This window comes from Acidaminobacter sp. JC074, assembly GCF_022496765.1.
Lineage (GTDB): Bacteria > Bacillota > Clostridia > Peptostreptococcales > Acidaminobacteraceae > JABXKX01.
The window spans coordinates 41,059-55,901 of the sequence record NZ_VANV01000019.1 but is presented as its reverse complement, the minus strand read 5'-3'; the positions used below and the strand labels follow the sequence as shown (position 1 = coordinate 55,901).

Sequence of the window (14,843 nt, the reverse complement as noted above, 5' to 3'; positions counted from 1 at the left end):
GAGGAATCATGCAAATCGAAAAAATGAGAAGTGAACACAAGCTTTTAAAGTCATTTAATTATGAGTTAAAAGAGTTAGAAAAAGGTTATGCCAATCGTACCTTATACATCAACTTAAATGATAACCATATCGAAGAACAACCAGTTACTCAATTTATGAAAGATAAATTTGTAGGTGGTAAAGGTTTTGGTTTATATAAGTTATGGCATGCAGTTAAGCCAGAAACAAGATGGCAAGATCCTGAAAACGAAATCATTATAGCACCTGGCCCTGTTTGTGGTATTACTCAATACCCTGGTACAGGTAAATCACTTGTTGTATCTATATCTCCACTTACAGATATGGTAATAGATTCTAACGTAGGTGGTTATGTTGGTCCTTTCCTTAAGTTCTCAGGTTGGGATGCATTGGAAATTCAAGGTAAGGCTGATAAAGACGTCATTATTGTTATAGATGGTAATGATGGATCTGTTCAAATAGAAGAAGCACCACTAGAAGCTGTTGATGGTCACGTGTTAGGTGAACAGTTAACTGAGATGTATGCCAAAGATGAAGATGACAGAAGAAATGTTGCTGTTGTTACAGCAGGTACTGCTGCTGAGAATACATTAATCGGTTTACTTAACTTTACTTTCTACGATACAAGAAGAAAAGTAGCAAGACTTAAACAAGCTGGTAGAGGTGGTATCGGTACTGTATTCAGAGATAAGAATATCAAGGGTATTGTTATCAGATACGCTGGTACACATGGTAATATGAACAATGTTGATAATATTTCGCCAATTAATAAGGCTGGTATTAAGATTCATAAGCAGATAGACAAGTTAGATGATGTACAATGTAGAATGAGACAAATTGGTACTGCAAACATTGTTGAAGTGATGGATGCCTATGATTTATTACCAACGCACAACTATCAATATGGTTCTCACAAGGATACAATAAATATTGATTCACATACATTTGTTAGAGATTATATTACTCAAAATACACCTGACGGCTGCTGGTATGGTTGTTCATTATCATGTGCAAAAGCTGCAGATCATTTTGAATTAGAATCAGGTCCATATAAGGGTGACAAGGTTGTTGTAGATGGTCCTGAGTATGAAACAGCAGCAGGCTGTGGTTCAAACATTGGTGTCTTTGATCCTAGAGGTATCCTTGAGCTTAACTTCTACTGCGATACTTATGGTATTGATACAATTTCATTTGGTACACTGACTGCTTTTGTAATGGAATGTTATGAAAGAGGTATCATCAATAAAGAAATTACTGGTGGTCTAGAGTTAAACTTTGGTAACAAGTGGGCTGCATATGAGTTGATTCACCAAATGTCTAGAGGTGAAGGATTTGGTAAGATTGCTGGTTTAGGTATCAGAAAGATGAAGGATATCTTCGAAAAAGAATATGGTGCTGATAGAGCCTTCTTAGATGATATCGGTATGGAGCAAAAAGGTTTAGAGTACTCTGAGTATATGTCTAAAGAGTCTCTTGCTCAGCAAGGTGGTTATGGTCTTACTAATAAAGGACCACAACATGATGAGGCTTGGTTGATCTTTATGGATATGGTTAACAATCAAATTCCTACTTTTGAAGATAAGGCTGAAGCGCTTCATTATTTCCCAATGTTTAGAACATGGTTTGGTTTGTGTGGTTTCTGTAAATTACCTTGGAACGACACAACACCTGAATCTAACGCTACGGCTGATGAACCTGCTAAGATGCCTGAACATGTGCAAAACTATGTGGATATCTTTAATGGTGTAACAGGTTTATCCATAGACAAACATGAACTTATTAAACAATCAGAGCGTGTTTATAACTTCCAAAGAATCTTCAATATCCGTATGGGTAAAGGTCTTAGAAAACATGATGCAACGCCTTACCGTTCAATGGGTCCTGTTACTAAGGAAGAGTATTTATCTAGAGAAGAGCGTTATGATGGTCAATTGAAGGATCTAGTAGGTCTTGATCCAACAGGCCTTTCAGTTGAAGATAAAATGGCTAAAACTAGAGAATATAGAGAAAGTCAGTATGAAAAATTAACAGATGCTGTATACTTAAGAAGAGGTTGGACGCCTAATGGTGTACCTAAGGTAGAAAAGCTTGAAGAGTTAGGTATGGACTTACCAGAACTTCTTGAGGTAGTTAAAAAGCATTTATAGAAATGAGGTAGTATGATCACTGTAAACAATACACCTTTTGAAAATGATGGCAGTCTTACTATTAAGGAGCTGTTAGAAAAGAAGAGGTATATGGATCATATGATTGTCGTAAAAGTTAATGGCCTTCATGTACGACCAGAGGATTACAAGACCAAGGTTGTACATGATGGTGATGATGTAAAAGTCATCCATCTTTTTGGCGGTGGTTAAAGTGGAGCGAATGCTCCACTTTTTAATGTGTAAAACCATGCATTTATTCATAAAATTTATATATGGGTTATAAACTATTATTTAATGTTATCGTTAACTATGGTAAAATAATATAGGGGTCATGGTATTTATGAAGAAAAAAAGTATACTTTCTATGTTCATCTTAATAACAGTAAGTTCTTTATCTGCCATAATTACTATTTTTGGTCTCTTATTTTTATTTGATATTTTAAGTGAAAGTAAAGATTTAGAAGTTATCATTGATCAAACAGAGCTCATGCTTGAAGAGGGGATTGGGGTAACGCTGGATTTAGAAGCCACCATTGATGAAATGGTCGAAACTTATTCTTATGAGAAGATGGATAATGCTTTGGATGAAGTCATTGCATCAAGCTCAAATGACAAAGAAGCCTTGCTCTTACACCTAAATAGTAGAGAGTTTATTGATGGCATTTTTATACTAGATAAAAGAGGCAATATTTTATACAGTGATTTGGATGACTTTAAGTCCAATATCCATGAACTAAGAGACGATACCGGTAAAAGAGTAGGAGAGTTATTTTCAGAAGGACTCTTAAAAGAACATTCTTTAAAGTTTTCTTCTACATGGTTAGAAGATGGCGTTTTCGAAGATTATCTTTCTATTATAAAAATGGTTGAAGACAATTACTATGTTGGTATTTACGAAAAAAGAGAGCATGCTATAGAATACTTTAAAGAAAATGTTATCTCTAGTTTAAATACCATACCTGATTCTGAGTTGCTTCAGCTAATCGTTTATGATTATAAGGGCAATGCCATTCGTGGTCATTTGGATGTAGACTCAGATGTCCTTGAACAGATGATTGATGAGGCAAGCGATTCGATTCAAAGGTACAATCATCCAGAGCTCGGTCAGATGTACTACAAGACTTATCCGACCCTTAGATGGCTTGTTATCAATAAATCTGAAGTACTTACTAACTATGTGCGTGAATATGAGACCTTATCCAAAAAGAAAGAAACAAGATTGTGTGTTATGATTCATGTTATTGTCAGTCTACTCTTGGTTACCATAGTCTTTTTCATTTTGACATATCGTAAGATGAGAAAGAAAATTGATCATCAAATTACTTCTTTGTCACATGCGATTCAATTAGATGAACATTTATCGGAAGACGATATTAAGTTTGAGGAATTTAATAGGATTGTTAAGATCGTCAATCAGGTCAAGCCTGTTAAACCAATTTATGAACCAAAAGTTAAAGAAATTGTAGTAGAAGAAAACAATATTTATGTTATGAAGGAACTCTTTAATCAGCTGATTTTATCTAATGTTCATGCTTCTTATGAACATTTTGATATCAAGGCTCTTATAGATAAGAGTGTTGAAGGATATGATAAGGAAAACACCTCTTTCAACATGGATGTAACTTGTGATATAGATGTCATTCTTTTTCAAAACAAAGCACTTTTACAAGGTGTTTTAAGATTCTTGGTACTCAATATACTATTTAACTCAGGTAAAGGTAAGAACAATCAACTTTCAATAGAAGTCTTTTCAGATGAAAAACAGGTTCTGATCAATGTTATGAGAAATACCTCTTCATCCAGTCGTGTGAATGAAGATGACCTGATCAGCAAACTTTCAGAATGTGTAGAACTTGGTTTAAAGGGTCAACTGATAAGTTCCAAGTATGAAAACTCTACTAAGGAACTTACACTGAAGTTTCCGATTGTGAACGAATTGACAGATGACATGTAATTTGTTATGATGTGTATAAATTAATATCTTCAGGGCAGGGTGAAATTCCCGACCGGTGGTGATAGTCCACGAACCCAATGGGTTGACTTGGTGAAATTCCAAGACCGACAGTAAAGTCTGGATGGAAGAAGAATGGTGTTATGATATTTTTGCCCTGGTTTTTTGCCAGGGTTTTTTGCTGTTCTTCTAGGATTGTAATAGGAGGAAGTTTATGAAAAGAAACAGTCAAATCAATTATTTGATTAAAGTAGCACTTTTAAGTGCAGTTGCAGGTGTATTAATGCTTATTGAAGCACCACTTGCTATATTTCCAGAGTTTTTAAAATTAGATATTTCAGATTTACCTGCTGTCATTGGTGCTATCGTAATGGGACCTTTAGCAGGTGCTTTAGTTGAACTAGTAAAGGTCTTATTAAATTTCATTTTAAATGGTACCATGACGGGTGGTATTGGAGAGTTGGCTAACCTATTAATAGGTATATCATTGGTTGTTCCGGTGGGTTTGGTCTATAAGAAGATGCCTTCAGTAAAAGGTGCTGTTATCGGTGGTTTAATTGGTACTGTATTTATGACTTTCATGGGAGCTATGTTAAATTACTTTGTATTGCTACCACTTTATGCCAACCTATTTGGTATGGAAGTGATAGGATTTGTTGAAATGGCTGCTAACTTACCAATCTTTGGTCAGTTTATGGAAACAGTATGGGACTTTATCCTATTCTCTATCGTGCCATTTAACTTACTAAAAGGTATATTGGTAACAGTAATAACAGGTGCTATCTACAAGTTTGTGATTCCACCGTTGATGAGAATTCAAAATTAATCATGAAGCAGCGGTTAATCCGCTGCTATTTTTGTACCTGTATGAATCTTGTAGTATAATATAGTGGCGAGGAGAACTTATGAAGAATTATATAAAACAGATCTTATCACTGATTATTATTGTAGCTACAGCTTTACTTATATATCCTAGATTGAATCATATGACATCAGCAGGCATCATCAGACTGATTCATGTTGGTGAATTTGAGTTAATAGCAGTTTGTGCTATCATCCTTTACTTAGGATCTAAGATTTATCATGAAATGACTTCATGGCGACATGATCGTGAAAACTTATTCATTATGATAGTTATGATGCTCTTGTCATCACTTATGGTTATTCAGTTGATTTATGGCGGCCGTTCTTATTCTGAGTTAGGCTTAAGAATGACTATTTTTTATAGATTTTTTCTTATACTTGGCATGCTTTATATTATTGAAGTCTATGTCTTTGAAAATGTGGTCAACAGATATAGAATTGCCTTTTCGACAGTTATGATTATTCTGATGATATTTACCTTTATATTTACTTTGGACTTAATGTCGGAGTTGACCATCGGTTATTATTTTGTGGCATTAGCTTATTTGATGGTTATGTACCTCAATTGGCAGATGAAAGGAAATACACTTGATCGACTAAGAACCTTTGCAGTTTTCTTAATCAGTCTGGCGTTGATCAATGATATTCTTGTGGTTGCTTATGATATGTCATCAGAGATGTCTTTTATCGTAGTTGCTTTGATGATTGGTTTGGTTATAAGCGGCAAAGTATTACAGAAGGAAGAAAGGTACAGTGAAAAACTCAATGAAATCAAATCACTTAATACAGAAATAAGACGACTTAACAGGAAAAAAAGAGAACTTGAAACCAATGCAATTAGAACAAAAAATGAATTTGCAAATCTAAATTCTACTAGACAAAGTTATTATGAAAACTTAGAGCTTGTCATAGATGTATTAAATACAAATGTCTTGGTTATTAATGAAGATTACAATGTGGAGATGGCCTACGGTATCTTATTTGAATACAACCGTGGTGAAATCGTAGACGCATCAAAGCTTTTGTTTGAAGTAGGAAATGAGGATTCTGAATACTTTAAATCTGTAGTACAGAAGGTGTTTAAAGCAGAAGATCAGGTTAGAGAGCTCTTATTTTTATCGTTACTTGATAAACATTTAACCATTCAAAATGTACCTTACGCCATGCAATATCAGATGATGACTAAAAACCAAGGTGAAAAGGTTTTGATTGTTCATGCAGAGTTAAAAGATGAATACGATTATCAGGGAGAACATGAAGAGGAAAAAGAGATTGCTGAAATGGTGACGGCTGTTGTAAGAAACACTGATATGTTCTTTTCAGATTTATCATCCTTTTTAGATTTTGCTAAAAATATATCTAAGATACTGGATTCAGATGAAACTTTAGAAGACAATATATTCAAAGTATTGCGTAGGGTTCACACATATAAGGGCGTTTTCGACCAATACAATATGAATGCTACTGTAAGGGGCATTACGGATGTAGAAAATGAACTTTTTAATTCTTTACATAATATACAAGGTTTGACCCTTGACCACTTTACCCGTGTCTTGATTGCCTACGACTTAGAAGGTGTGATTGAAATGGACATCCAGCTCTTAAGACAAAGGTTAGGGGAGAAGTTCTTTGATAACAGAACCAAGATGGGGATTGACATCTCATCTTTTAACAGGGTTTACTTGTCTTTAACAGACAAGCTCGGTGTGGATCATGAGCTTGTAAAAGAAATGGAAACACTAAAAAAAGTAGATTTAAGGGATATAATGCTGTCCTTTAAAGAATATATATTGCGTTTAGCAGAAAAACAAGGTAAAATGGTTAACTATGTGGTCAAAGGTGATCCCATAAAAATTAATCGACAGGCCTATATAGAGTTTATTGAAGGTTTGATTCATATTTTAAAGAACTCAGTAACACATGGTGCTGAGTATCCTGATGAAAGAATGTCGGTAGGCAAAGATGAAGTCACGACGATTTCATGTTTTATTAGGAAAAAAGGATCTGACATTCAGTTAACGATTTCTGATGATGGTAAGGGTATAGATATAAAAGAGATTAAAAACCGTTTGTTTATACTTGGTAAGTTTTCCATAGATGAACTCGATCAACTTTCTGATCTTGAAGTGGCCAATATGGTTATTGAAGATGGTGTTACTTCCTATCTGACCCCTACGACGGTTGCCGGTCGAGGTGTAGGTATGGGCAGTATCAAAGAAATCGTTGATAAGGTTGGTGGTAGTATTGAGGTTAAGACTGTTGCCGGTCAAGGTGTTTCTTATGAAATCATCATACCAAATAACCATGATGAGATGATTGTGAGATTCGATAATGAGGAAGTTCTTAGAGATTTCAGCCTGCAGGCAGAAAGAATACTGACAAAATCTGAAAATAAGCAGAGGTTGTCTTCTTCATGGCAGTTTAACAAGTTAAAGATGACAGAAGACCTTTTATTAGATGTTTCTAGTTATTTATCTCTAAGGTCTTATGCAGAAAGAAAAGTGATTATCACAGCAGATGAAAACTTTATTTATCAGTTGATAGGGTCCTATGGGATGAGTATGAAATACAAGGGTTCAAATATAAATGTCATGAATGAAGTCTTATGTAAATTTATTGATGATGTGGTTGAAAAGACCATTGACAGTTTAAGATCTGATAGACAAAAGGTAGATAAAGATTGTCCTGTAATAATGGGAAAGACAATGTTTGAGCAAATCGTTTTTGGTAAGGAAGTTGTCATGTCTGAAATGCACATCCCTGAAGGCAGTCTAAAGATAATTGTTATTGAACATTAGGAGTAATTATGCGAATTGTTGTTGCAGATGAGGATATAGTATCTCGCAAGAAGTTAAGACGTATATTAGAACAAAAGGGATTAAACGTAGTCGGTGAAGCAAAAAATGGTTTACATGTTTATCATAAATATGTAGAAGTAATGCCAGACCTTTTGATCATGAGTTTGAATATGTCCATGTATGATGGCTTAAGTACATTAAGAAGGATAATGGATTATAATAAAGATGCAAAAATTGTCGTTATGGTAGAAGAAGGCGAGAATAAAAAGGCATTTGAGGCAATGGCGTGTGGCGCCATTCACTACCTTACACTTCCTCTTGATAACCACCAGGTGGATCTACTTATTGGGGATGTTATAAGGATACTAGAATAGGAGTTTATGATGTATAAATTAGGTGAGTTTCAACTATTAACGATTGTTGGAAAGAGTCAAGGTGGCTTCTTTATTAAAAGAGAAGATGAGGAAAATGCTGTACTACTACCTTTCGGTGAAGTAATTGGTGATGTAGAAGTATATGATGAGGTCATGGTCTTTTTATACAAGGACACAAAAGATCGCTTGGTTGCAACAATGAAGACACCGCTTGCAACAGTTGGTGAGCTGGCTGTTTTAAAAGTTAAAGAAATCGTTGAGTTTGGTGCTTTTGTTGAAATCGGTTTACAGAGAGATTTGTTTGTGCCTTTAAAAGAAATGGGTATGAACTTAAAGAAGGGTAAATCTTATTTATTCTACATCTATATAGATAAATCAGAACGACTTTGTGCAACACCTAGGGTTTATGATCACCTATCTACAGATCATGAGTATAAAGCCAATGATCAAGTAACAGGTACCATTATAAGGATTAATCCAGAAGTTGGTGTATTTGTTGCAGTAGACAACAAGTATGTAGGTATGATTCCTAAAAATGAGTATTTCGAAAACTTCGAGATGGGAGATACAATCGATCTTAGAGTTATTAGAGTTAGAGAAGACAAGAAGATAGACTTGGCAACTAGAAAACTGGTAGCAGATCAAATGTCTGTGGATGCAGAAAAAATCTACTCGAGGCTTTTAAGTCAAGGTGGTAAGCTTTATTACCATGATAAATCATCTCCTGAAGCTATTAAAGCAGAGTTTCAGATGAGCAAAAAGGCATTTAAGCGTGCCTTAGGCAGACTTATGAAAAACAATAAAATTGAAATATATGAAGATTATATAGAAAAGAAGGATGATTAATATCATCCCTTCTTTAGTTGGCTTGCTTTGTATATGATTTGATCGTGTGTTATTACAGCCGAAAGTTCAGAGTTAAATATATGATGTTTAGGGTTCTGATGAATGATGTCCATGATTTCTATATACTTGGTGATGAACTCGCGTATTGTAATCTCACCGTATGATTTTCCTTGTTCCTTATAGGTCAAGAAAACCCAGTTTTTCAAGGATTCAATGCTTATTTGCAAATCGAGAGGATGCACCTTTTTATAAATATAGGTCAGCTTCTCTCCAAGTTCATAAAAGACATCAAAAGGCAGTCGTTTGAGGTGCATAACGGGTTGTTTGATATCTAGCATGATACTGTGGTTCATATCAATAGAAGTACCTAGTCTCTGCCTAAGAGCTTCATAGGATTTAATGCCCTTGTCTGAATAAAAAAGGTCATGACTGCCACTGAACATAAAGCAAGTGTTTGGTATCTGACCACCTATGGTTAAATCAATAAGGTGTCTTAGATTATAATAGCATTTCTGTCTAATATCAGAACGCTCGTTCATGATGACATCCATTTCATCTACCATTATGATCATGCCTTGATAGCCGAGTAGGGTAATCAACTTGGTAAAGGCCTTTAAAAAATCAATGGAGTTGGATTGATTGATACGACCTTTTATCTGGACCTGTTCTTTTAATTGATAAGGAATACTACCTTCTCCTGTTATCCATGATACAATGGCACTAGTAAGTTCTTTATTGCCGTTGATTCTACCTTTGATATAAGACAAAAATGCACGAGCAAAGGATTGGTTGTATTTACCGATTTCAGAGATGACATATTGAATTTCTTTACTGGCATGATGTTTGTAGTTGTTAGATTTGAGTTTCCTAATCCATAAGTCAAAGATATTTTCAAAAGTTGTCTTTGATAAGGCACTGTTATGAACAAATAAGTTGTGCATAACATGGTAATACAGTTGTTCTAAGTTGTAAAACTTAAAGTTTGAATCGACTTCAATTTTTGCGACAACAAAGCCTAAATCCAAGGCTATGTTCTTGCTGTAGTCAAGTAAAAAAGTTTTTCCAGAGCCATAGGGACCTGTGATAAACTTTATAGTACCTATATCGTTTTGTGTTTGATCAAAGCATCTTTGAAGTTCTTCTATTTCCGCTTGGCGACCAGTCAGTAGAAAATCTAGATGACGATCGGGCACAAGGCCATTTTTGAATGAATTAATCAGTTTTTTATTTTCGTTTTCAATCATACATGCTCCTTTATTCTATTGTAAATGAAGCATATGTGATTTTCAATAAAGTCTAAGAAAGGCGTGTCTATTATGTGGGATGTAATAATAATCGGTTCAGGCCCAGCAGGACTATCTGCAGCTTGTGATCTAAAAGGACTTAAGGTACTTTTAATAGAAAAACAAGACTCCATAGGTATGAAATTAAGGTTATCTGGTGCAGGCCAGTGTAACTTAAGCCATGGTGGCGATATAAAGGCTTATGACAAACATTACAACAAATGGCGATTTGTTAGACATGCCTTGATGAATTATACCAATGATGAGTTAATTCATGATATGGACAAAATGGGTCTAAAAACTTTTGAACGTGAGGACGGAAAGATTTTTCCCGTGTCTTTAAATGCTCAAGATCTGATAGATAGACTCGTAGATGACATTGATAAGGATATTAAAATCAACTTAAAAGAAGAAGTAATTTCTATAGATAGAGAAAACACTTTTATTGTTACAACAAGTAAGGGGAAATATGAGAGTAATGCTGTGATTGTTGCAACTGGCGGTATTTCTTATCCAAAGACTGGCTCTACAGGAGATGCTATAAAGTTTGCAAAAGCATTCGGTTTGTCTTATGAACCTTTTAGGTATGCACTGTCACCTGTTTATTTGGAAAGTCACGATTTTAAGGACTTGATGGGTTTGTCTTTTAAAGAGGCGCAAATAAGTCATTTTAGAGGCAAAAAAATGGGTGATTATACAGGTGATTTACTGGTCACACATTTTGGTTACAGTGGTCCTGTAATCTTAAATGCATCTAGACATATGTTTCCAGGTGATGAACTCCATATAAACTTTATCAACAAGTCATCAGAAGAGTTGGATAAACTATTATTAGAAGACCATGGAAAAAAACTGATAAAGACTGTCATTCAAGCATTTGCACCACAGCGATTTATAGATGCAGTTATAATGTTGCTTGGTTTAAAAGAGACCAAGGTCAGTGAATTAAAAAAATCTGATCGTAAAGCTTTAATTCATCATTTGACCAATTATAGAATACAGATAGCCAAAGTCGGTAAATCACATATTGCCATGGTATCCGCAGGTGGCATAGCTACTACATCCTTAAAAAAGAAGTCTTATGAATCTGATATAGAAGGTTTATATTTCATAGGAGAATGTGTTGATATAGACGGTGATACGGGTGGCTACAATATCCAGTATGCCTTCTCTAGTGGTAAGATGGCAGCAAGACATATAAGGAGTCGTAATGAATAGATGTTTTTGGTGTGAAGGTGATGAACTATACGAAAAGTACCATGACGAAGTATGGGGAAAACCTGTCTATGATGATAGGGAACTCTTTGAGTTTTTAACCTTAGAAGGGGCTCAAGCCGGTTTAAGTTGGATTACTATTCTTAGAAGACAAGCTGCTTATAAGAAGGCTTTTGATGGCTTTGATATAGAAAAGGTTGCAAGTTACGGAGATGATAAAGTTGAAGAACTTATGAAGGATGCTGCCATCATTAGAAATCGTCTTAAGATAAAATCTACGATAAAAAATGCGAAGGGTATACTTAAAATTCAGGAAGAATACGGTTCTTTTAGTCACTACTTATGGTCATATGTGGACCATGAGCCGATTTTAAATGCATTTAAAAATGCAGACCAAGTCCCGGCTGAGACTGAGCTTTCAAAGAAAATATCAAAGGACTTAAAAAAACGTGGCTTTAGCTTTGTAGGACCTACAATTATATATGCATACATGCAGGCTATTGGTATGGTTAACGATCATTATGAAGGATGTCATTTGTTTAAAAGCACTTAAGTGCTTTTTTTTATATACTTTATTTGAGATAATATGATTGGAGGCTTATATGAATAGATGGATTTGGATTAGAACGCTCTTAACTGGTATGATTGCACTTGGATTTATAGCTTTAGAAAACGTGGTAGGATCAAGGTTTATTATCTTGATCACCTTGTTTATTATGCTCATGCTACTGCCTTTTATAAGGTCTATGCTTGCAGATAAGTTTAAAGGACCTTCTTTAATTATAGATGTTATGATACTTGTTATGATGAGTCGCTTGTCACGTTTTGTCATCAACTACTATGTCTACATGCTCTTGATGATTTTACTACTAGAAGTTGGTCTTCTTGTTAAAGATAAGTGGCAAAAGATTATCGGCGCTTTGATTGTTGGTGTAACACTTTATAACTATGGTGTTCTCTTTTATTATAGGCAAAATCTTGGCACACTTTCTGAAATAGTTTTTATGCTTGTTATTCATATTTTAATTGTATTTTCTTTGATTTTGATCAATCAAAACAAGAAGGAAAAAGAGATTCAAAAAGACTTAAATGAGCAGCTGGAGTCTTTAACAAGACTAGCCGTAAAGAACAAGCTTGCCAGAGACATTCATGATACCTTTGGTCATGATATGATGGCCTTGATTATGGAGCTTGAGATGGCTAGTCTCTTAATTGATTCAGAGCCAGATCAGGCTAAAGATATGATTATCAAGGCAAAATCGTCTGCTAGGCAGGGGATGAAAACCATTCGTCAGGTAGTGGAAACCTTGAGGAATGAAGATGACATGATTAGAGAAGATATTCATGTTATGATTGATAGATTTAGAGACCGCGTGAACATTGAAGTTAACTACAAGCTGCCAGATGAGATTGAAGATAAGAATTGTTTTGAAGTCTTGTACAGGTTGATCCAGGAATGTATGACCAATAGCATAAGACATGGCGGTGCTGATAAGATTGACATACAGGTTAAAGAAGGCCTGGGTATGTATAGCTTTGAAATTAGTGATAATGGTCAGGGTGTAGGTACAATCAATGAAGGTTATGGTCTCAAAGGGATGCGAGAGCGTATTGAAGCTTTAAATGGTAAGGTTGACATATCAGGTCAAGACGGGTTTACTGTTAAAGGATATATAGAGGTGAAGAATGATTAAAGTTATGATAGTAGATGACCAAAAGATTTTCAGACAAGGCCTTAAGATGATTCTTGAAAGTCAGGGGATTGATGTGGTTGGCTTATGCGAAAATGGTGACCAAGCTGTAAAAATGCTGTCTGTTTATAAACCGGATGTTGTTTTAATGGATATTCAGATGCCTGTTATGAATGGTGTTGAGGCTGTAAAGCTTATGACTGGTGTGCCAGTTATTATGTTGACAACATTTCATAATGAAGCATTTATTACAGATGCTATCAGAGCAGGCGCTTCGGGTTATCTGTTAAAAGATACAGAAATACAAATTATTATAGATGCTATTAAAACGGTGCTAGATGGAGGGGTTCAGATGTCCAGTGAAGCCCAGCAGGTGCTTGTCAACCAGTTTACCCAAATACCTAATGAGGTCTATGATCTGGACCTTTTGACAGAAAGAGAAAAAGAAGTATGCCTATTGGTGGCAGAAGGACTTAATAACAAAGAAATTGCTGAAAAGGTCTTTTTAGGTGAAGGCACTGTAAAAAATCATATTACTAAGGCACTCTCGAAACTTGAACTGAGAGATAGGACGCAGCTAGCAATCCACGTCTTGAAATCGAAAAAGTGACAAAAGTCATGGTTTAGAAATGACATTCGGTACATGTTATATAAAAAAAAACTTGCTACAATGGTTTCAAAGAGATGGAGGTTACTATGAAAAAGTGGATATGGTTAATATTAATTGTTTTCTTGGTAGGATGCCAAACAGATGCTTTGGAATATTACAGGGATGCAAGTTTAAAGACACAGACAATTGAACAAGGCCAGTCTAAACTGGATATGACTTTAGAAGTTGATTTTTCAGATCAAGTGGTAAAAGATAATCCTGAATTGGAAGATTTTCTAGGCAAGATCGTCTATGAGCAAAATGCCCAGTTCTCTGGAGAAGACGTCATAGCAAGACAGTATCTTGGCAATGACGCCATTGGGCTAGATACAATTTTCTATAAATCTGGTCAAGATGAATATCTTAGAATACCTTTTCTGGGCAAATACTTATCTTTAGCTGAGTATGAGGACAATGAGTTATATGCAGAACCACCTTTTACCAAGGCATCTGAAGAAGAAATAAAGAAAATGTGGTTAGCTCTTGTAGGTGAAGAAGATGTGGTGAATCTAGGTGACGAGGTCATCGATACACCTGAAGGTGAAGTCAAGGTTAAGAAGTTTGTCATTTCATTTTCTAATGAACAGGTTCATCAGTTTTTTGGAGATGTATTGACCCTACTAGAAAAAGATCCTAAGTTTGTTGAGATGATACCAAAGTATCCAAGCTATGTTTATCAAGATGACCAAATGATGACTTATGAAAACAATCTTTCATTAGATGAAATGATCTTAGGTATGCGTACATTTATGGACAATGTTGTTGTTGATGAGTTTAAGATGACGGCTTACATTGACATTGATAAATACATCGTACATCATGTCTATGATGTAAAACTGTCTTTTAAAGACTTTATAGAAGAGGCACTTAATGAAGTCCGTTTTCATGCAGAATATCAACTTTATGATCTACATGAAAAACAAGTGCTGTCATTCCCGGATGTGGGTGAAGAAGATTATATAACCAGTGAAGAAATAATAGAAAACTTTGAAGCTTTTATGGACTAG

At 35.1% G+C, this 14,843-nt stretch carries 13 protein-coding genes and 1 riboswitch; of the genes, 12 read left to right on the top strand and 1 reads right to left on the bottom strand.

The window, feature by feature from the left end; translation table 11 throughout:
- Positions 1 to 8: 8 nt before the first annotated feature.
- The 7 genes from EZV73_RS20345 to EZV73_RS20315 all read left to right on the top strand — a co-directional run bounded on the left by EZV73_RS20345 (position 9) and on the right by EZV73_RS20315 (position 8,998).
- Complete coding sequence (locus EZV73_RS20345; protein WP_240842266.1) at positions 9 to 2,165, top strand: aldehyde ferredoxin oxidoreductase family protein; 2,157 nt, start codon at positions 9 to 11, stop codon at positions 2,163 to 2,165.
- 12 nt (positions 2,166 to 2,177) lie between these two features.
- Entirely contained in the window at positions 2,178 to 2,375 is a 198-nt protein-coding gene (gene thiS / locus EZV73_RS20340; RefSeq protein WP_240842265.1) for a sulfur carrier protein ThiS, read from the top strand.
- Positions 2,376 to 2,505: 130 nt separating this feature from the next.
- The gene (locus EZV73_RS20335) at positions 2,506 to 4,119 is read left to right on the top strand and encodes a hypothetical protein (protein WP_240842264.1); all 1,614 of its coding nucleotides are present in this window, start codon (positions 2,506 to 2,508) and stop codon (positions 4,117 to 4,119) included.
- A 21-nt stretch (positions 4,120 to 4,140) separates the two neighbouring features.
- Positions 4,141 to 4,256, top strand: a riboswitch (FMN riboswitch).
- A 74-nt stretch (positions 4,257 to 4,330) separates the two neighbouring features.
- Positions 4,331 to 4,942, top strand: a complete 612-nt coding sequence (locus EZV73_RS20330) for an ECF transporter S component (protein WP_240842263.1) — start codon at positions 4,331 to 4,333, stop codon at positions 4,940 to 4,942.
- A gap of 79 nt (positions 4,943 to 5,021) precedes the next feature.
- On the top strand, positions 5,022 to 7,778 hold the full coding sequence (locus tag EZV73_RS20325) for an ATP-binding protein (protein ID WP_240842262.1): 2,757 nt from the start codon (positions 5,022 to 5,024) through the stop codon (positions 7,776 to 7,778).
- An 8-nt stretch (positions 7,779 to 7,786) separates the two neighbouring features.
- Positions 7,787 to 8,152 (top strand): response regulator, encoded by a 366-nt coding sequence (locus EZV73_RS20320; protein ID WP_240842261.1) that lies wholly within the window; start codon positions 7,787 to 7,789, stop codon positions 8,150 to 8,152.
- A gap of 9 nt (positions 8,153 to 8,161) precedes the next feature.
- Positions 8,162 to 8,998 (top strand): S1 RNA-binding domain-containing protein, encoded by an 837-nt coding sequence (locus EZV73_RS20315; RefSeq protein ID WP_240842260.1) that lies wholly within the window; start codon positions 8,162 to 8,164, stop codon positions 8,996 to 8,998.
- 2 nt (positions 8,999 to 9,000) lie between these two features.
- Here EZV73_RS20315 and EZV73_RS20310 read toward each other — a convergent pair whose 3' ends face one another.
- Complete coding sequence (locus EZV73_RS20310) at positions 9,001 to 10,242, bottom strand: BREX system ATP-binding domain-containing protein (protein ID WP_240842259.1); 1,242 nt, start codon at positions 10,240 to 10,242, stop codon at positions 9,001 to 9,003.
- 72 nt (positions 10,243 to 10,314) lie between these two features.
- On the opposite strand from EZV73_RS20310, the gene EZV73_RS20305 reads away from it, so the two are divergent.
- From EZV73_RS20305 to EZV73_RS20285, 5 genes are all read left to right on the top strand, one after another.
- Positions 10,315 to 11,499 (top strand): NAD(P)/FAD-dependent oxidoreductase, encoded by a 1,185-nt coding sequence (locus tag EZV73_RS20305; RefSeq protein ID WP_240842258.1) that lies wholly within the window; start codon positions 10,315 to 10,317, stop codon positions 11,497 to 11,499.
- Entirely contained in the window at positions 11,492 to 12,049 is a 558-nt protein-coding gene (locus tag EZV73_RS20300; RefSeq protein WP_240842257.1) for a DNA-3-methyladenine glycosylase I, read from the top strand. Before EZV73_RS20305 ends, EZV73_RS20300 begins: the two co-directional genes overlap by 8 nt.
- 49 nt (positions 12,050 to 12,098) lie before the next feature.
- Positions 12,099 to 13,190: a sensor histidine kinase gene (locus EZV73_RS20295; protein WP_240842256.1), complete on the top strand. Its 1,092-nt coding sequence runs from the start codon at positions 12,099 to 12,101 to the stop codon at positions 13,188 to 13,190.
- Positions 13,183 to 13,797, top strand: coding sequence for a response regulator transcription factor (locus EZV73_RS20290; protein ID WP_240842255.1), 615 nt, complete (start codon positions 13,183 to 13,185; stop codon positions 13,795 to 13,797). Before EZV73_RS20295 ends, EZV73_RS20290 begins: the two co-directional genes overlap by 8 nt.
- 86 nt (positions 13,798 to 13,883) lie before the next feature.
- On the top strand, positions 13,884 to 14,843 hold the full coding sequence (locus EZV73_RS20285; protein ID WP_240842254.1) for a hypothetical protein: 960 nt from the start codon (positions 13,884 to 13,886) through the stop codon (positions 14,841 to 14,843).